Genomic DNA, 18970 nt, shown 5'->3' on the forward strand with positions numbered 1-18970 from the left:
CTCTCCTGCTGTCAGTTAAAAGGTTTCAGATCAACACGGGCCATCATGGCCGCCAGTTGAGGACGGTCGGTGATACCGACATTGCTCTGGCTTACTGCCAAAGCGGCGACGGCGGTCGCAAGGCGTAAGGTATGTTCGCTGGACTCGCGCATTAACAGGCCATAGATAAGTCCGCCCACCATGGAATCCCCGGCACCTACAGTGCTGACGACTTCACAAGCTGGCGGTTTTGCAATCCATTCGCCGGATGCGTTAACCCACAGCGCACCTTCGGCACCCAGAGAAATCACCACGTGTGCAATCCCCTGTTCACGCAGGGCGTGAGCGGCTTCAATCACATCTTTCATTTCTGGCAGTTTACGACCCGCCCAGATTTCCAGCTCGCGGCGGTTGGGTTTCACTAACCACGGAGCGGCTTTCAGGCCAGCGACTAATGCTTCGCGGCTGCTGTCGAAAATGATGCATGGGCACTGGCTGCGCAGACGCTTCATCCAGTCGGTGAACGCTTCTGGAGATACACCTGCTGGCAAGCTGCCGCTGACGCAAACCATGTCAAACTGGCCGAGCCAGCTCAGGGAATCTGCAACAAAGCGCTCCCAATCTGACGGGGTGACTTCAAAACCAGAGAAGTTAAAGTCGGTGACTTCGCCGTCTTTTTCCGTCAGTTTTACGTTGATACGGGTGCGACCCTGTACCACCTGGAAACGGTTGGCAATGCCCAGTTCACTGAACAACTGCTGGAATCCGTCCTGGTTATCTTTACCGAGGAAACCACCCACGGTGACGTCGATGCCTAAATCTTTCAGTACCTTAGCAACGTTAATACCTTTACCGGCGGCATGCAGGCCGGTAGTACGCACCAGATTCACTTCCCCGCGTTCAACTTCCGGGGTGTAACCCACTAAATCGTAAGCCGGGTTCAGAGTAATTGTTGCGACGCGACGACTCATACAGCCCCCTCACCAAGACCGGCGGCAACCGCTTCACCGATAGCTTTCAGCGCAAGTTCAGCATCATCACCCTGAGCGGTGAAACGCAGGTGGTGGCCTTTTTTCACGCCCAACGCGACGACTTTCATCAGGCTACGACCATTGGCCGGTTTCCCGCTGCCATCAAGGTTTGTCACGGTAATCTCACTATTAAACTGTTTGATGGTATTCACCAGCACCGTACCAGGACGGGCGTGTAAACCATGTTCGTTACGAATCTGGAACTCGGCGCTCAGGCTGTTTTGAGTCACGGCTTCATCACTGGTCAGCAGCGTCAGCAACTCTGGCGCATCTGCGTTCAGCAACCGGTCAGCCGTGTTGTTGATCAGCATGTCGCTCAAGCGATTAAGAACTTGCAAAGGTTGGTCGTCGGCCACTGCAACCGTCATCAATAGCGATACCGGTTGGCCTTCAGCTTCAAAAACAGAAGCGGGACGGCTGATTGCTACAGCACTGGCGAGATTGCCTTCGGTGCTGTCGTTCAGCCAGATACCCTGCCCCAGATAGAGCGGTTTGCTGGAAACAACATCACTGACAAATGCAGCACTTGCAGCACCCGCCTGTTTAATACGCCCGGCATTCAATGCTTGCAGCGTCATCAGGTCGGTTGCGGTCACATCCAACGCCAGTAAGGAGTTATCAAACAGTAAAGATGCAGACTGTTTTTCGCCCATCAGCAACGCACGCAGTTCTTCTGCTGAAGTTGCCGTTTTGAGTTGTTCAGCAACGTCGTCATCACTCAGCACATGCGTCAGCTGACGCAGTAAACCAAGGTGCTCGTCGGAACTCGCGGCGATACCAATAGCAACATAGGCAGTTTGGCCTTCGCCCCACTCGATTCCTTGCGGAAACTGGAACACTTGCACGCCAGTTTTCAACACCAGATCGCGGGTATCGGTAGTGCCATGTGGGATGGCAATACCGTTGCCAAGGTAGGTCGAAGTTTGCAGCTCACGGGCCAGCATACCTTCAACGTAGCCAATGCTGACGTTCCCGGCCTGCGCAAGCGCAGCGGCAACCTGACGTATGGCTTCTTCTTTATTCCCGGCGCTTGCGCCTGGGTGGATGTCTTGTACAGATAACTGGAACATGGTTCTCCTCTCCTGCTGAATTGAAACGATTCAGCTGCAATGAGAAAAAATGCGCCATCCCACTCCTGATACAAAATAAGACGACGCTGAAACGTTTCAAGGAGTGTGATGATTCCCCGCGAATCAGGCAAGAGTTGTTGTGATTTCGTTACCGAAATTTAGAGGTTACGCACATTTTCGCCGCGTCTAACGCCGCAAAAGTGAGCGACATCACAGTGCCTTAAGCACGCCTTTATTAAGCGTCAGCTTTTGCTGAACACAACAAGGAATGGCGTTTTATCTATTCGTGTCGCTTTTGATTTGAACAACTGTTTATTTACTGACAAGGCGCGTAAACTCCGCGCGTTCATTGATAAGCGACTCCGAGAGAATGCAAAACTCCCCCATAGCGGCAACCCGTAAGCCCCTTGATATCACTTCTTCTGCCTTTTTGATTGTAGCTTTTTTAACCGGAATTGCGGGCGCATTACAAACCCCGACTCTGAGTTTGTTTCTGACTGAAGAAGTGCATGTCCGTCCAGCGATGGTCGGTTTCTTTTTCACCGGTAGCGCCGTCATCGGTATTTTAGTCAGTCAGTTTTTGGCTGGCCGTTCTGACCGTAAAGGCGACCGCAAATCGCTGATTTTTGTCTGCTGCTTATTGGGCGCTCTCGCCTGCGTGCTGTTTGCCTGGAACCGCAACTATTTCGTGTTGCTGTTTGTCGGTGTATTCCTGAGTAGCTTTGGCTCGACCGCCAACCCGCAAATGTTTGCCCTTGCGCGTGAACACGCCGATCACACGGGTCGCGAAGCGGTGATGTTCAGCTCTATTTTGCGTGCGCAGGTTTCGCTGGCATGGGTGATTGGCCCGCCTATCGCTTACGCGCTGGCGCTCGGTTTTGGCTTTACCACCATGTATTTGTGTGCGGCTTTCGCGTTTGTGGTGTGCAGCGTGATGGTACGGATGTTATTACCGTCGATGCGTAAAGAGGGAGTGGCGAAAACCACCAAACTTGAAGCGCCACGCCGTAACCGTCGCGATGCCCTGCTGCTGTTTGTCGCCTGCACCATGATGTGGGGCTGTAACAGTCTCTACATCATTAATATGCCGCTCTATATCATTAATGAATTACATCTGCCGGAGAAACTGGCGGGCGTGATGATGGGAACCGCTGCCGGGCTTGAAATCCCAACGATGCTGATCGCCGGATATTACGCTAAACGCTTTGGAAAACGTTTCCTGATGCGTATTGCGGGCGTCGCTGGCCTGCTGTTTTACATTGGGATGCTGACGATCCACAACGAATATATGCTGCTCGGCCTGCAACTGCTGAATGCGATTTTCATCGGTATTCTGGCCGGTATCGGCATGCTCTATTTTCAGGATTTAATGCCTGGCCAGGCCGGTGCCGCAACGACGCTTTATACTAATACCACGCGTGTCGGCTGGATTATCGCAGGCTCTATGGCAGGTGTGGTAGCAGAGATCTGGAATTACCACACGGTGTTTTATATCGCGCTGGGCATGATAGCTATCACCGCGTATTGCATGGTGAGAATAAAGGACATTTAAGGCGTGGTCGCCGCTTCGAGATAAATCAGGTAATCCATTGCCTGCTGACGGGTGGCGCCGCACATTTCGCGCGAGGCTTGCAGGCTGGCGCATACCTTTGGCCGCAACGGCGAAGTAAAGATTTTACAGCGCATGTCCGCGCCGAGCTGAACGCAAATTGTATTGGCAGGTTTGCCATTGGGCATGCCCGGAATCGGGCTTGATACAGAAGGCGCGGTACAACACGCGCCGCAATCGGGACGGCAGTCCATCATTAATGCTCCGGTGGGCTGACAAGAGCCTGGACTGTAGCAGTAGTGACGCAGCTTTACTATGTCGATTTATCCATTAAATCCGCTTGCCTGAAATGCGCCTCGCGAGTAATTTGACGCAATATTTTCGCTCCTCAATTTTTTACAGGAAACTTCGATGCCAAGAGCTAACGAAATCAAAAAGGGTATGGTACTGAATTACAACGGCAAGCTGCTGATTGTTAAAGATATCGATATCCAGGCACCTAGCGCCCGTGGCGCAGCAACGCTTTATAAAATGCGTTTTTCTGATGTCCGCACTGGCCAGAAAGTTGAAGAGCGCTTCAAAGGCGATGACATTGTCGACACCATCACTCTGACCCGCCGTTACGTTGACTTCTCTTACATTGATGGCAACGAATACGTGTTCATGGATAAAGAAGATTACACCCCGTATATCTTCACTAAAGATCAGATTGAAGAAGAGCTGCAATTCATTCCTGAAGGCGGCATGCCAGACATGCAGGTTCTGACATGGGATGGCCAACTGCTCGCACTTGAACTGCCGCAGACTGTGGACCTGGAGATTGTTGAAACGGCCCCTGGAATCAAAGGTGCGTCAGCAAGCTCCCGTACCAAGCCTGCAACGATGTCTACTGGCCTGGTGATTCAGGTTCCAGAATATATGGTGACGGGTGAGAAGATCCGTATTCATATCGCTGAAAAGCGCTCTATGGGTCGCGCAGACTAATCAGTGTTTTGCGGTTTAACCTACAGATATCAAACCCGCTGCGGCGGGTTTTTATTTTGGGCAAAATTATTTCTGCTGTTTCTTAATCGGATAGCTAACCAGCGGTTTGATCTCCTTGAGCACAAACATACTCTGCATCTCTTTAATCCCCGGTAAACGACGTACTACTGACATGGCAAAATCCGCGTAAGAATCCAGGTCGCGCGCCACGACCTGCAATAAGAAATCGGCATCGCCACCGATGCTGTAGCACGCAACCACATCCTCAAGTGCGGCGACTTCTTCTTCAAACTTCTTCGCTTCTGATTCACTGTGGCTGTCTATGGTTACACGAACGAACACCATGACTGCCAGGCCGATTTTGCGACGGTTAATTACTGCGCGGTAACCCTGAATCACTTCGTCTTCTTCAAGCTTGCGTATTTTTCGCCAGCAAGGTGAAGCGGATAACCCAATGGAATCGGCCACAGACTGGTTCGTCATGCGAGCATCGCTTTGTAACAGAGCCAGAATCTTTACATCTGTTGTGCTTAAGGCCATTAGGTCAGATCCTTTTAATTTTAGGTATTAATTGGGTCAATCCTGCCTTATTACGTGCATTTTTCAAGCTATTTAGACAGCAATTTCCCGCGAGCTTCCTGCATTATATTGACCGCAAAGAGCGACTCTATGAGCCATTCCAGATTCCCCTGCGAGGATAAAATATGAAGTTCGACGCCAGCCAACATCGAAGCACAATTATTATTGATAAAGACCTAAGCCCTGGGCTTGCCATCAACGCCGCCAGCGTTATTGGTATGAGTTTCGGCCATACGGTGGAAAATCTGGTGGGTCCTGATATGCAAAGTGCAGATGCCGTCAATTATCCAGGCGTTATTTATGCCCCTTTGCCGATTCTGCTGGCACCCGGAGCTTATATACAGGAGTTGCTCAACATTGCTGAAGCTGACGAAGAGATTTATACGATACCCTTCAGCGCTCTGGCGCAGTCATGTAAGACATATGATGAATATGGGGAACGTATTGCTGCTGTGTCGAGCAATAACATTGAACTGGTCGCAATCGGGTTAATTGGGCCGAAGAAAAAATCACCAGGCTCACGGGTAACCTGGGTCTGTATAAATAGGTCGATATTGCAGCCATAAAAAAACGCGCCAGAAGGCGCGTTTTTTATCAGGCTTTACAACTTACTTCAGCAGATCCGGGAACATCGTCTGTTTCAGAGCCAGTTCCACACCACGTACTTCAGCCAGACCTTTCAGGCGGCCAATCGCTGAGTAACCAGGGTTGGTTTTCTTGTGCAGATCGTCAAGCATCTGATGGCCGTGATCCGGACGCATTGGGATTGGACGCACGTCACCGGCGTTTTTACGACGCTGTTCTTCAGTCAAAATCGCTTTCACTACCGCAACCATGTTCACATCACCTTGCAGGTGTGCGCCTTCATGGAAGGTTTTCGGGTTATCTTCACGGCACGTTGCGCGCAGGTGAGTAAAGTGAATGCGATCGCCGAAGGTTTCAATCATCCGCACCAGATCGTTATCAGCGCGAACGCCGTAAGAACCAGTACACATGGTGAAGCCGTTATAAATGCTGTCGACGGTTTCTTTCAGCCACTGCATATCTTCAATGGTTGAAACGATACGCGGCAGACCCAGAATCGGACGCGGTGGATCATCCGGGTGAACCGCCAGACGCACGCCAACTTCTTCGGCTACGGCAACAATCGCACGCAGGAAGTACGCCATGTTTTCACGTAATTGATCTTTGCTGATGCCGTCGTATTCCGCCAGGCGTGCACGGAATTGGTCAAGGGTGTAACCCTCTTCCGCACCAGGTAAACCGGCAATGATATTGCGGGTCAATTTTTCTTTTTCGGCATCGGACATATTGTTGAAGTAGTCCAACGCCTGACGCTGCTCTTCTTCGCTGTAATCCGCTTCAGCACCTTTGCGCTTGAGGATGTGCAGCTCAAACGCCGCAAAAGCAATCTGGTCAAAACGCAGGGCTTTTGAACCGTCTGGCAATTGGTATTCCAGGTCGGTACGCGTCCAGTCCAGAATCGGCATGAAGTTGTAGCATACGGTGTCGATGCCGCATTCAGCCAGGTTACGAATGCTCTGCTGGTAGTTGGCGATATGCTTATCGTAGTCACCGGAATGCGTTTTGATTTCTTCATGCACCGGAATGCTTTCTACCACGGACCAGGTTAGCCCTTTCGCTGCCAGCACAGCCTGACGCTCTTTGATGTCGGCAACCGGCCAGACTTCGCCATTTGGGATGTGATGCAGAGCAGTAACGACACCGGTCGCGCCCGCTTGACGCACATCATCCAGAGATACCGGGTCTTTTGGGCCATACCAACGCCATGTTTGTTCCATCGACAGTTCCTCAGTTAAGTTGTCATACCAATTCATAAATACTGTATTGCTTACTACCATACCGGATTCTTCTATCCGGTCAAATTTTGCGGTGATATTGGTTGATCCAGCTCACATTAAAGGGATAAAGGCAGCACACCAATTTAATTTGTTGTCATATAACTTTAGACTGAGCCATGTTACTAATTGGTTAACCAGGATTTGCATTTTATGAACACAATTGCTTCAGTCACGTTACCTGCCGACATTCAACAGCCTGGTTATGACCGCCAGGCTTTAAAAACCCGTATCGTCCATTTTGGTTTTGGTGCGTTTCACCGCGCACACCAGGCGCTGTTGACTGACCGGGTGCTCAATAAGTTAGGCGGTGACTGGGGCATTTGCGAAATAAGCCTGTTCAGCGGCGATAAGTTAATGAGCGCGCTGCGGGCGCAGGATCATTTATATACCGTGCTGGAAAAGGGTCGCGACGGCAATCAGGCCATTATTGTCGGTGCGGTTAACGAGTGCCTAAATGCAAAACTTGATGGGCTGGATGCGATTATTGAGAAGTTCTGCGAACCCCAGGTCGCGATTGTCTCTCTTACCGTGACTGAAAAGGGATATTGCATCGACCCGGCAACCGGCAAGCTTGATAGCAATAACGAACGCATTATTCACGATTTACAAAATCCCACCGAGCCCCATTCCGCACCGGGTATTCTGGTTGAAGCCCTGAATCGCCGTCGTGAACGCGGCCTGCGTCCGTTTACCGTGCTGTCCTGTGACAACATTCCCGATAACGGCCATGTGGTGCGTAACGCAGTCATTGGTATGGCGGAAACTCGCAGCCAGGAATTAGCCGACTGGGTCCGCGAACATGTGACCTTCCCAAGTACCATGGTCGACAGAATCGTGCCTGCGGCAACGCCCGAGTCGCTACAAGAAATTACAGATGTGTTAGGCGTTGAAGACCCATGTGCAATTTCTGGCGAGCCGTTTATCCAATGGGTGATTGAAGATAATTTTGTGGCAGGCCGCCCAGCGTGGGAGGAAGTCGGCGTAGAAATGGTCGATGACGTGATGCCGTGGGAGCAAATGAAACTTCGGATGCTCAACGGCAGCCACTCTTTCCTGGCTTATCTTGGCTACCTCGCGGGATACCAGCATATTAATGACTGTATGGCCGACCAAAATTTCCGCCAGGCTGCGCACCGCTTAATGATGCAAGAACAGGCACCGACTTTACGTGTCACCGGCGTGAGTTTGCCGCAGTATGCGCATAACTTGCTTGAGCGCTTTGATAACCCGGCGCTGAAACACCGCACCTGGCAAATCGCGATGGACGGCAGCCAGAAGCTGCCCCAACGCATGCTGGAGAGTGTCCGCTGGCATCTGCAACAGGGCGACGAGTGGCCATGCCTGGCGCTGGGAATTGCCGGATGGATGCGCTATGTCAGCGGCAGCGATGATGCCGGGAACGAGATTGATATTCGCGACCCGCTGGCGGTGAAAATCAAATCGCTGGTCGAAAACAGCACCGATGATGAACGCGTCAACGCCCTACTCGGCCTGCACGAAATCTTTGGCAGTGACTTGCCATTGAATGAGGAATTTGTAACACGTGTCACTTCCGCATGGAATGAATTATCAGCCAACGGCGCGCGCGCAGCTGTAGCAAAACTAGTCGATTAATATCATCAAAATGTCTTCATAAGGACATGAAGACCGTTCACGCTTCAATTTTTGGTCAATGTCGTTCAGGATAGGGAAACTTAAAGATTCAGTTAACCTGTCCGGAGCGCCTGTGACTAAAACCAACTTAATTACCGGGTTCCTCGGTAGCGGAAAAACCACCACGATTTTGCATTTGCTGGCCAATAAACCAGAACATGAAAAATGGGCGGTGCTGGTCAACGAATTTGGGGAAGTCGGCATCGACGGCGCGTTGTTAGCCGACAGCGGCGCATTATTAAAAGAAATCCCCGGCGGTTGCATGTGTTGTGTGAACGGGCTGCCGATGCAGGTCGGCCTGAATACGTTGCTGCGCCAGGGCAAACCTGACCGCCTGCTTATCGAACCCACCGGCCTCGGTCATCCGAAACAAATTCTCGATATGCTCACCGCCGAAGTTTACCAACCGTGGATTGAGCTCCACGCGACACTGTGTTTGCTGGACCCACGCCAGTTGCTGGACGAACGCGCAGTCAAGAATGACAACTTCCGCGACCAGCTCGCCGCCGCCGATATCATCATTGCTAATAAAGAAGACCACGCAAGCGAAGTGAGCCGGAGCGCCCTGAGCGAATGGCTACAACGTGAAGGCGGTGAACGTGAAGTTATCCATGCGCAGAACGGCAACATTGATATCAGCCTGCTCGACAAACCGCGGCTGAACCTGCGGGAACTGCCATCCAGCCCGGAACATAACCATAGCCATGCTGCGGCGCGTGGGCTTGCCGCCCTCAGTTTACCTGAGCATCAACGCTGGAGACGCAGCATTAATAGCGGCCAGGGCTATACAGGCTGCGGCTGGATTTTTGATGCAGACACACTTTTTGACACAGTGGGTATTCTGGAATGGGCTAGACTTGCTCCCGTTGAACGCGTGAAAGGAGTCCTGCGCATCACTGAAGGCTTAGTGCGCATTAATCGCCAGGGACAGGATTTTCATATCGAGACGCAGAACGTTGCTCCGCCAGATAGCCGTATAGAGTTGATTCATAGCGGTGAAGTGGACTGGAACGCGTTACAAAACTCGTTGTTGAAGCTACGTTTAAGTTTGTAAGTCTACCCTTTCACCTTTGTTAATGATTTTGTGGTTTTGCATGAATAATATTCGACTCCCCTCGATTCTGGTGCTAAACGCCCTGGGTTTAGCATTATTTTTTAGTTGGTATCTGCCCGCGGGCCATGGTTCATGGTTCGTACTTGATTCCACAATCTTCCATTTCTTCAACCAGGCACTGGTTAAAAGCCGCGCCTTTCTGGAACTGGTGGCAATAACCAATAACCGGGTGTTCGATGGTATTTCACTCTTAGCCATGGGTTCATTGTTTTTCTGGTACTGGCGCAAAGAGTCCGCAATCGGTCGTCGTCGCATGGTTATCATGGGAATTGTGATGCTATTTTGCGCAATTATCATTAATCAGCTCGGCCATTTAATTCCGGAATCTCACGTCAGCCCGACGCTTTATTTCACCGATATTTATCGCGTCAGCGAATTGCTGCATTTCCCCACTAAGGATGCTTCATCAGACAGTTTCCCTGGCGATCATGGATTAATGCTTCTGATTTTCACTGGTTTCATGCTGCGATATTTCGGCAAAAAAGCGTTTGCTATTGCGGTGATAATTTTCCTGATCTTCATGTTGCCGCGCGTGATGATTGGTGCGCATTGGTTCACCGATATCTTCGTTGGCTCGTTATCTGTGGCGCTTGTCTGTTTACCCTGGGCATTATTAACCCCACTAAGCGACTGGTTAATTAGCCTGCTGGATCGTTATTTGCCGGGCAGAAAGAAATAAGCAAGCAACATCATATAAACATCATTTCCCGTTAAACATCAGGGTTCGGAAACGTTCACTGATGTTTTTTTATCCAACACTGCAATAGGCTAATATTTAACCTTTCACCTTCTCCAGGCAAATGAATCACCTGCATATATAAACACCAGCAATGGTTAACAATTGTGCAATATTTCTTGTTGTCTTTTAACATCACAATTTCTTATAAAAAAACCTTCAAAAGCTCTCGCCACGCCAGTGTTGATAGGGTAACCTCGGATACGTTTTGTGCTTTTAAGCCAATACATTCGCAGTGTGAATAAATTTGTGCGTCATGCCACAGTTTTGCTCTTAAGCAATTGTTTCATGGAGCCCAGATAATTAGTCTCGTCACGTTGGCATTTTGTATAACGATATTTATCGTTAAGGACACCAAGGGATAACAAACATAATGGTCAAATCTCAGCCTATTTTGAGATATATCTTGCGGGTGATTCCCGCCGTTGCTGTGGCAGTAATGCTGTCAGCATGTAGTTCGACAAACACAGCAAATATGCATTCTGAGCAGCATGCAGTCGGCAATAAAGATGGTTTTTTACTGCAAGCTTCTCAGGATGAATTCGAAGAGATGGTCCGTAATGTAGATGTGAAATCACGTCTCATGGATCAATATGCAAGCTGGAAAGGCGTTCGTTATCGTCTTGGTGGCAGCAACAGAAGTGGAATTGATTGTTCTGCATTCGTGCAGCGTACATTCCGCGAACAATTTGGTTTAGAATTGCCTCGTTCAACGTCTGAACAGCAGGATTCAGGTAAATCAATTTCACGTAGTAAATTACGTACGGGTGATTTAGTTCTGTTCCGCGCAGGTTCAACGGGTCGACATGTTGGTATCTACATCGGTAATAATCAGTTTGTACATGCTTCCACCAGCAGTGGTGTGACGATTTCAAGCATGGACGAACCGTATTGGAAAAAGCGTTATAACGAAGCGCGCCGTGTATTGAGCCGCAGTTAATGCACTGACTGCAGACAGTTACTCCCTTGGCTGTGCTGCAAAAAAAAAGCAAAACAACGAGACGATAAAATAACGCTGCCCAGGCAGCGTTTTTTGTTGCCTAAATTTTGGCTTAGAATTCATTCGCTTATCCGTTTTAACAATATTTATAATTTACGTTCGAAACTTTATGACGCAGTTGCAACTTTTGCGTTATAGTCGGAAAAAATACTTATAAACAATAAGTCTCTTGCTCATGCAGGAACCATTTATCCATGTTTTCGAAAATACTTTTTTCACGATACTTCACCTCAGTCCGGCAAATCGCCGCCTTCAGTATTTTGGCTGGTGTACTTACCGCGCTGCTGATCGGTGGAATAACCAGTCTGACGCTACACAGTAAGCGGGAGGCAAGCTATGACACGCTTTCCACCGATATCCGCGATTATCTGAGTAACTTTTTTCAAGAACTTCAATCCACGACTAGCGGTATTCAGCCATTAACCCTTTCTGATTGCCACCAGGTTTCGGGCGAGCTGACCTCAAGCGCTGCTTTTAACGCTAACGTTCGCGCTTTTGTTTTAGTTCGTGATGGTTTTGCTTACTGCTCTTCTGCAACGGGCGGCATGATGCTCGATATGCACGAGCTTGTCCCTGATATAGACATCAACGCCGATATCGATATTGATATCTTACATGGCACTCCCATGATGCCGGGAAAACCCACGATTGCCGCATGGTTTAAAAACCCGGTGATTCAAGGGAAAGGTGTTTTCGCGACGCTGAATGTGAACCTCACACCTTATTTACTGTTCTCCACCCGCCAAAGTGATGTGCTATCGATGGCGATAATCGCTGGCGACAAAGCGCTGACTACCCTTTCCAGCAATGTGATGAATGTATCTGAGCTGCCGCAGCATCCCACTCGCGTGGTCTCCATCAAAGGCTATCCCATCAGGATAGCGTTGTACGGCAAAACCTGGCCCGTCGAAGATATTCAAATCTCCATCCTGACCGGGCTTGTCTTCGGTATTCTTGGCGTAGCGTTATGCGCCTGGTTACTGACGGTACGATTACGCTCAGGTAAAGAAATTCTCACAGGGATTAAACGCGGGCAGTTTTATGTCGTTTATCAACCGGTTGTGAATGCCAAAAACTTGAAAATGTCCGGTGTTGAAGTCTTGATGCGCTGGAACCACCCTATTGCCGGATCTATCCCACCCGATGCATTTATTGCTTTTGCAGAAGCACAGCAACTGATTGTTCCTCTCACACGCCATTTATTTGAGTTAATTACGCGTGATGCCAGAAGGCTGCAACAAGTTTTACCCGCAGGGGCGCGACTCGGTGTCAATCTGGCTCCCAGTCATCTGCACTCTCCCACTTTCAAAGAAGATATTCAGGCTTTTGCTGCCTCATTACCCCCTCATCATTTTCAGCTAATTTTTGAAATCACGGAACGCGATATGGTTAAGGAAAACGAAGCCAGCTGCCTGTTCCACTGGATGCACGAGCAAGGGTATGAAATTGCGGTTGATGATTTTGGAACCGGACACAGTGCACTGATTTATCTTGAGCGTTTCAAACTTGATTATCTCAAGATAGACAGAGGCTTTGTGAATTCTATTGGCCTTGAAACAGTCACTTCTCCGGTGCTTGATGCGGTGTTAACGCTTGCCCGAAAACTGAGCATGACCACCGTTGCCGAAGGTGTTGAAACGCCAGAGCAAGCCAGATGGCTAATGGAACAGGGTGTTAATTACTTGCAGGGCTTCTACTTCGCACGCCCTCTCACCTTCGAGCAATTGAAGGAATGGGAAGAGGAAACAAAAACGTACGATGAGCTTAAAGGTGCGGGTTTTTCAGAGTAACTCCTGACGTCTGACAAAGATGCGGCTTGAAGTATCGTGGGTATAACTTATGATTCATCATCATGACGTTACAAGGATTGGCCCATACGATGTTAGCTCGCGCCTTCGCTCTGCTAAGCCTTTGCCTGATGACTTTCCAAAGCCAGGCCGAAAACATCAAGGAAAGTTATTCATTTGCCGTTTTAGGTGAGCCTAAATACGCCATCAATTTCACCCATTTCGATTACGTCAATCCTGCGGCCCCAAAGGGCGGAAATATCACGCTCTCGGCGATTGGGACCTTTGATAATTTCAACCGTTATGCTTTGCGTGGCAATGCGGGTGTGCGCACTGAAACTCTTTATGACACGCTGTTTACCACTTCCGATGATGAACCCGGCAGCTACTACCCGTTAATTGGTGAAATGGCGCGTTACCCTGACAACTTTGCCTGGGCTGAAATCGAAATTAATCCTCGGGCGCGTTTTCATGATGGCACCCCGATTAAAGCCAGCGATGTTGCCTTCACTTTTAATAAATTCATGACCGAAGGTGTACCGCAGTTTCGGCTGATTTATAAAGGTGCGAAGGTCAAAGCTATCGCGCCTTTAACGGTGCGCATCGAGCTTGCAGAACCGAGCAAAGAACGAATGCTGGGGCTGTTCTCTCTGCCAGTGTTCCCTGAGCAATTCTGGAAAGACCATAAGCTCAGCGACCCGCTTTCAAAGCCACCTCCAGCCAGCGGCCCTTATAAAATTACCGCGTGGCGTATGGGGCAGTACATCACCTATTCACGCGTCAGAGATTACTGGGCCGCCAATTTGCCCGTCAACCGTGGGCGCTGGAATTTTGACTCCATCCGTTATGATTATTATCTTGACGATAATGTCGCCTTCGAGGCCTTCAAAGCCGGTGCGTTTGATTTTCGCAACGAAGCATCGGCCAAGAACTGGGCAACCCGTTACATCGGTAAAAACTTCGCTAATCATTTCATCGTCAAAGAAGAACAACCTAACGAAGCGGCGCAAGATACGCGCTGGCTGGCTTTTAATGTCCAACGCCCTATCTTTGCAGACCGAAAAGTCCGCGAAGCCGTTGGCCTGGCATTTGATTTTGAATGGATGAACAAGGCGCTTTTTTATAACGCCTACAGCCGTGCCAACAGCTATTTCCAGAACACCGAGTATGCCGCTCGTGATTACCCTGATGCCGATGAGCTGACTTTACTGGCCCCGATGAAAAAAGACTTACCGCCAGAAATCTTCACGACTGTCTACAACCCGCCAAAATCCAGCGGAAATGGTTTTGATCGTGACAATCTACTCAAAGCTCTGGCGTTATTCAAAGAGGCTGGATGGGAACTTAAAGACCAAAAACTTATCAATGTTAAAACGGGGAAACCCTTCACCTTTGAATTACTGACGGCCACTACCGGTAATACACAATGGATTTTACCCTTCCAGCATAACCTGCAACGACTGGGGGTCACGATGGAAATTCGCCAGGTCGATAACTCGCAACTGACCAACCGCCTGCGCACCCGCGATTATGACATGATGCCAACACTCTACAGCGCAATGCCTTACCCCAGCGCGGATGTACAAATCGCGTGGGCATCCGAATATGTCGATTCCACCTACAATGCCCCTGGCGTAAAAAACCCGGTCATCGACAAACTGGCCTCTGAGATTGTGGCTAATCAAGGTAATAAACAGAAACTGCTGCCGTTAGGCCGCGCGCTGGATCGTGTTCTGACGTGGAATTATTACATGATTCCCATGTGGTACATGGCCGCAGACCGCTTTGCCTGGTGGAGTAAATTCTCAAAACCTGCGATTCATCCGTTATACACCACCGGATTTGATACCTGGTGGTATGACGTCAACAAAGCCGCTCAACTACCAGAAAACCGACGTTAAGGGCACACATGGGAAGTTATCTGTTACGTCGCTTGCTGCTAATCATCCCCACGTTATGGGCGATCATCACCATCAATTTTTTCATTGTTCAGATAGCGCCTGGCGGCCCTGTTGATCAGGCTATCGCCGCCATACAGTTGGGTCACGGCGTCGGCGTTCCTGGGATGGCAACAGATACCATGGGCAGCGGCCATGCGCGAGTTGGCGTAGCTAACGCAACTGACAGCCAGTATCGCGGTGCTCGCGGCCTCGACCCGGAAGTGATTGCCGAAATCACCCATCGCTACGGCTTTGATAAACCCATTCATGAACGCTACTTCAAAATGCTCGGCGATTACCTGCGTTTTGATTTTGGCAACAGCCTGTTTCGCAGCGCATCGGTGTTAAACCTCATCAAAGAAAGCCTGCCGGTTTCTATCTCGATTGGTCTGTGGAGCACCTTAATTATCTACCTGGTGTCGATTCCGCTAGGCATACGAAAGGCGGTCAGCAATGGCAGCAGTTTTGATATCTGGAGCAGCACTTTTATTATTATTGGCTATGCGATCCCAGCCTTCCTGTTCGCTATTTTGCTGATTGTTTTGTTTGCCGGCGGCAGTTATCTGGACTGGTTCCCGCTGCGTGGTCTGGTTTCTACCAATTTCGATACCCTGCCGTGGTACGGGAAAATCATTGATTATCTTTGGCACATCACGCTGCCAGTATTAGCTACCGTGGTTGGCGGTTTTGCGACGTTAACGATGCTGACGAAAAACTCATTTCTCGACGAAATCCGCAAGCAATACGTCGTTACGGCTCGAGCCAAGGGGCTGGATGAAAATAAGATTCTCTACCGGCATGTGTTTCGCAACGCCATGCTTTTAGTGATTGCCGGTTTTCCTGCCACGTTCATCAGTATGTTTTTTACCGGGTCGCTGCTGATCGAAGTAATGTTTTCACTTAACGGACTGGGATTGCTCGGCTATGACTCGACTATTTCTCGCGACTATCCGGTGATGTTTGGCACACTTTACATTTTTACCCTGATTGGTCTGCTGCTTAATATTCTGAGCGACATTACTTACACGCTGGTTGATCCGCGTATTGATTTCGAGGGGCGAGGATGAGCCGTTTAAGTCCCGTTAATCAGGCCCGCTGGGCGCGTTTACGCCAAAACAAACGTGGCTATTGGTCGCTATGGGTGTTCGGCGTTCTGTTCTTGCTCAGTCTTGGATCTGAGTTGATAGCCAACGATCGTCCGCTCATCGTGCATTATCAGGAGCGTCTCTATTTTCCTTTCCTCACCAATTACAGTGAAAGCGATTTCGGCGGCCCGCTGGCAACCCCTGCTGATTATCAGGATCCGTGGCTTGCGCAACGCCTGAACCAAAATGGTTGGGTGCTGTGGGCGCCGATCCGCTTTGGTTCTAATGCGATTAACTTTGCCACCACGGTTCCTTTTCCTTCCCCCCCGAGCAGCCAGAACTGGCTTGGAACAGACGCTAATGGCGGCGATGTGCTGGCGCGTATTCTTTACGGCACGCGTATTTCAATCCTCTTCGGCCTGATGCTGACGCTATTTTCCAGCGTTATTGGCATTCTTGCAGGCGCGGTACAAGGCTATTACGGCGGGCGGGTGGATTTATGGGGGCAGCGTTTTATCGAAGTATGGTCAGGAATGCCGACGTTATTCCTGATAATCCTGCTTTCAAGCGTCATTCAGCCGAATTTTTGGTGGCTGCTGGGTATTACCGTTTTGTTTGGCTGGATGAGTCTGGTGGGCGTGGTACGCGCTGAGTTTCTCCGTACGCGAAACTTCGACTATATTCGCGCCGCGCAGGCTATGGGCGTGAGTGACAGGTCAATCATCCTGCGTCATATGCTGCCCAACGCCATGGTGGCTACGCTGACATTTTTGCCGTTTATCCTTTGTGGTTCCATTACCACTCTCACCTCGCTGGATTTCTTAGGCTTCGGACTACCGCTTGGTTCTCCGTCCCTCGGTGAATTACTGTTACAAGGGAAAAATAACCTTCAGGCTCCGTGGCTTGGGATTACCGCATTTTTCTCTCTGGCCATTTTGCTGACGTTACTTATTTTTATTGGCGAAGCAGTGCGCGACGCCTTTGACCCGAGCAAGGCGCACTGATATGACGACTCCACTGCTGTCCATTAAGAATTTATCCGTAGCTTTTCGCAGCGGCGATACCATCAGGCAAGTGGTGGATGATTTATCACTTGAGGTGAACGCGGGCGAAACGCTGGCGCTGGTTGGCGAGTCCGGTTCCGGAAAAAGCGTTACGGCGTTATCGGTTTTGCGCTTATTGCCAGCACCACCGGTGCTTTATCCCGCTGGCGAAATCTTCTTTAAAGGCCAGGAATTGTTACACGCGCCTGAACGACTGCTTCGTACCGTGCGCGGAAATAAAATCGCCATGATTTTCCAGGAGCCAATGGTTTCGCTCAATCCGTTACACAATATTGAAAAGCAGCTTTATGAAGTGTTATCACTGCACCGTGGCATGCGCCGTGAAGCGGCACGTGCAGAAATGCTGACTTGCCTCGATAGAGTCGGCATTCGCAATGCGGCAAATCGTTTAAGTGACTTTCCGCACCAGCTTTCTGGTGGCGAGCGCCAGCGCGTAATGATTGCAATGGCGCTGCTCACCCGCCCGGAGCTGTTGATTGCCGATGAGCCAACGACCGCGCTGGACGTGACCGTACAGGCACAAATTCTGCAACTGCTCAAAGAACTCAAACAAGAGTTAAATATGGGGTTGTTGTTTATCACTCATAATCTGAGCATCGTCAAAAAGCTTGCAGATAATGTGGCGGTCATGCGCTACGGCAAATGTGTTGAGCAAAACTCGGCGGTGAAATTGTTATCTGCGCCGCAACATACCTACACTCAGCAACTGCTGGCGGCAGAACCTTCTGGCAGCCCGCGTCCGGTTGACGAGTCGAATCCTCCCCTACTCAAAGTTCATGATTTACAAGTCGCCTTCCCCATTCGTCGGGGCCTGCTCAAGAAAACCATCGGCTACAACTATGGGATTAAAGATCTGAGTTTTTCGCTTCGTGCCGGTGAAAGCATCGGCCTGGTTGGGGAGTCGGGTTCGGGGAAAAGTACCACTGGCCTTGCGTTGTTACGGCTCATTCATTCCAGCGGTGAGATTTGGTTCGATGGGGTGGCGTTGCATGAACTTAACCGCAAAAAGCTGCTGCCGTTGCGCCGTCGTATTCAGGTCGTTTTTCAGGATCCCAATTCGTCGTTAAATCCGCGACTGGATGTTTTACAGATTATTGAAGAGGGTTTGCGCGTCCATCAACCTGCGTTAAGTGCTGCGGAACGCGAGCAGAAAGTGATCGTTGCCATGCAGGAAGTGGGATTAGATCCGGAAACGATGCACCGCTATCCAGCGGAGTTTTCAGGCGGGCAGCGACAGCGCATTGCGATTGCCAGGGCGCTCATTTTGCAGCCAGAGTTGATGATTCTTGATGAACCGACCTCTTCGCTCGATCGCTCAGTCCAGGCGCAAATTCTTGCACTGCTGAAGTCATTGCAGGAAAAACATCAGCTGGCCTACATTTTTATCAGCCATGATTTGCGAGTGGTGAAGTCTTTATGCCATCAGGTTGTGGTGCTGCGGCAGGGTGAAGTGGTGGAACAAGGGGCATGTCAGCAAATTTTTGCCGCGCCTCAGGCGGAATATACACGTCAGTTACTCGCACTTGCCTGATGAATT

Annotated in this window: 16 protein-coding genes and 1 pseudogene; 12 read left to right on the top strand and 5 right to left on the bottom strand. The window is 49.9% G+C overall.

Features of this window, described 5'->3' with window-relative positions:
- Positions 1 to 11: 11 nt before the first annotated feature.
- Together fruK and fruB are read right to left on the bottom strand one after the other, a co-directional pair.
- Positions 12 to 950 carry a 1-phosphofructokinase gene (gene fruK, locus GBAG_RS13640; RefSeq protein WP_034497025.1) on the bottom strand — a complete coding sequence of 313 codons (939 nt, stop codon included), beginning with the start codon at positions 948 to 950 and terminating at the stop codon, positions 12 to 14.
- Positions 947 to 2080 (bottom strand): fused PTS fructose transporter subunit IIA/HPr protein, encoded by a 1134-nt coding sequence (fruB, locus tag GBAG_RS13645; RefSeq protein ID WP_034497028.1) that lies wholly within the window; start codon positions 2078 to 2080, stop codon positions 947 to 949. The genes fruK and fruB overlap by 4 nt, the downstream gene beginning before the upstream one ends.
- A gap of 370 nt (positions 2081 to 2450) precedes the next feature.
- Here fruB and setB point away from each other — a divergent pair, with 370 nt between their 5' ends.
- A complete protein-coding gene (gene setB / locus GBAG_RS13650) occupies positions 2451 to 3632 on the top strand; it encodes a sugar efflux transporter SetB (protein ID WP_034497031.1) in 1182 nt (393 codons plus the stop codon).
- On the opposite strand, the gene GBAG_RS13655 is transcribed toward setB, so the two are convergent.
- Positions 3629 to 3883, bottom strand: coding sequence for a YkgJ family cysteine cluster protein (locus GBAG_RS13655; RefSeq protein WP_034497120.1), 255 nt, complete (start codon positions 3881 to 3883; stop codon positions 3629 to 3631). The two genes, setB and GBAG_RS13655, sit on opposite strands and share 4 nt — an antisense overlap.
- Positions 3884 to 4040: 157 nt before the next feature.
- On the opposite strand from GBAG_RS13655, the gene yeiP reads away from it, so the two are divergent.
- Complete coding sequence (gene yeiP, locus GBAG_RS13660) at positions 4041 to 4613, top strand: elongation factor P-like protein YeiP (RefSeq protein WP_034497033.1); 573 nt, start codon at positions 4041 to 4043, stop codon at positions 4611 to 4613.
- Between the two features lie 66 nt (positions 4614 to 4679).
- Here the strand turns inward: yeiP and GBAG_RS13665 are convergent, their stop codons facing one another.
- Positions 4680 to 5153 carry an Lrp/AsnC family transcriptional regulator gene (locus GBAG_RS13665; protein WP_034497035.1) on the bottom strand — a complete coding sequence of 158 codons (474 nt, stop codon included), beginning with the start codon at positions 5151 to 5153 and terminating at the stop codon, positions 4680 to 4682.
- Between the two features lie 164 nt (positions 5154 to 5317).
- Here GBAG_RS13665 and GBAG_RS13670 point away from each other — a divergent pair.
- A pseudogene (locus tag GBAG_RS13670) lies at positions 5318 to 5739 on the top strand (DUF2000 domain-containing protein).
- Positions 5740 to 5800: 61 nt separating this feature from the next.
- Here GBAG_RS13670 and uxuA read toward each other — a convergent pair.
- Entirely contained in the window at positions 5801 to 6994 is a 1194-nt protein-coding gene (gene uxuA, locus GBAG_RS13675) for a mannonate dehydratase (RefSeq protein WP_034497037.1), read from the bottom strand.
- A 210-nt stretch (positions 6995 to 7204) separates the two neighbouring features.
- Between uxuA and GBAG_RS13680 the strand changes: the two genes are divergently transcribed.
- From GBAG_RS13680 to yejF, 9 genes are all read left to right on the top strand, one after another.
- Positions 7205 to 8668 (top strand): mannitol dehydrogenase family protein, encoded by a 1464-nt coding sequence (locus tag GBAG_RS13680; RefSeq protein WP_034497039.1) that lies wholly within the window; start codon positions 7205 to 7207, stop codon positions 8666 to 8668.
- Positions 8669 to 8780: 112 nt separating this feature from the next.
- Positions 8781 to 9761, top strand: coding sequence for a CobW family GTP-binding protein (locus GBAG_RS13685; protein WP_034497041.1), 981 nt, complete (start codon positions 8781 to 8783; stop codon positions 9759 to 9761).
- A 40-nt stretch (positions 9762 to 9801) separates the two neighbouring features.
- Complete coding sequence (locus GBAG_RS13690) at positions 9802 to 10500, top strand: phosphatase PAP2 family protein (protein WP_034497044.1); 699 nt, start codon at positions 9802 to 9804, stop codon at positions 10498 to 10500.
- 430 nt (positions 10501 to 10930) lie between these two features.
- Positions 10931 to 11497 (top strand): bifunctional murein DD-endopeptidase/murein LD-carboxypeptidase, encoded by a 567-nt coding sequence (gene mepS / locus GBAG_RS13695; RefSeq protein ID WP_034497047.1) that lies wholly within the window; start codon positions 10931 to 10933, stop codon positions 11495 to 11497.
- A 254-nt stretch (positions 11498 to 11751) separates the two neighbouring features.
- The gene (locus tag GBAG_RS13700; protein ID WP_034497050.1) at positions 11752 to 13347 is read left to right on the top strand and encodes a cyclic di-GMP phosphodiesterase; all 1596 of its coding nucleotides are present in this window, start codon (positions 11752 to 11754) and stop codon (positions 13345 to 13347) included.
- Positions 13348 to 13436: 89 nt separating this feature from the next.
- On the top strand, positions 13437 to 15245 hold the full coding sequence (locus GBAG_RS13705) for an extracellular solute-binding protein (protein WP_034497053.1): 1809 nt from the start codon (positions 13437 to 13439) through the stop codon (positions 15243 to 15245).
- An 8-nt stretch (positions 15246 to 15253) separates the two neighbouring features.
- Positions 15254 to 16351 (top strand): microcin C ABC transporter permease YejB, encoded by a 1098-nt coding sequence (locus GBAG_RS13710; RefSeq protein WP_034497056.1) that lies wholly within the window; start codon positions 15254 to 15256, stop codon positions 16349 to 16351.
- Entirely contained in the window at positions 16348 to 17373 is a 1026-nt protein-coding gene (locus GBAG_RS13715) for an ABC transporter permease (protein WP_034497058.1), read from the top strand. The genes GBAG_RS13710 and GBAG_RS13715 overlap by 4 nt, the downstream gene beginning before the upstream one ends.
- Before the next feature lies 1 nt (position 17374).
- A complete protein-coding gene (yejF, locus tag GBAG_RS13720) occupies positions 17375 to 18964 on the top strand; it encodes a microcin C ABC transporter ATP-binding protein YejF (RefSeq protein ID WP_034497060.1) in 1590 nt (529 codons plus the stop codon).
- Positions 18965 to 18970: the final 6 nt, after the last annotated feature.

This window comes from Buttiauxella agrestis ATCC 33320 (assembly GCF_000735355.1).
GTDB classification, from domain to species: domain Bacteria; phylum Pseudomonadota; class Gammaproteobacteria; order Enterobacterales; family Enterobacteriaceae; genus Buttiauxella; species Buttiauxella agrestis.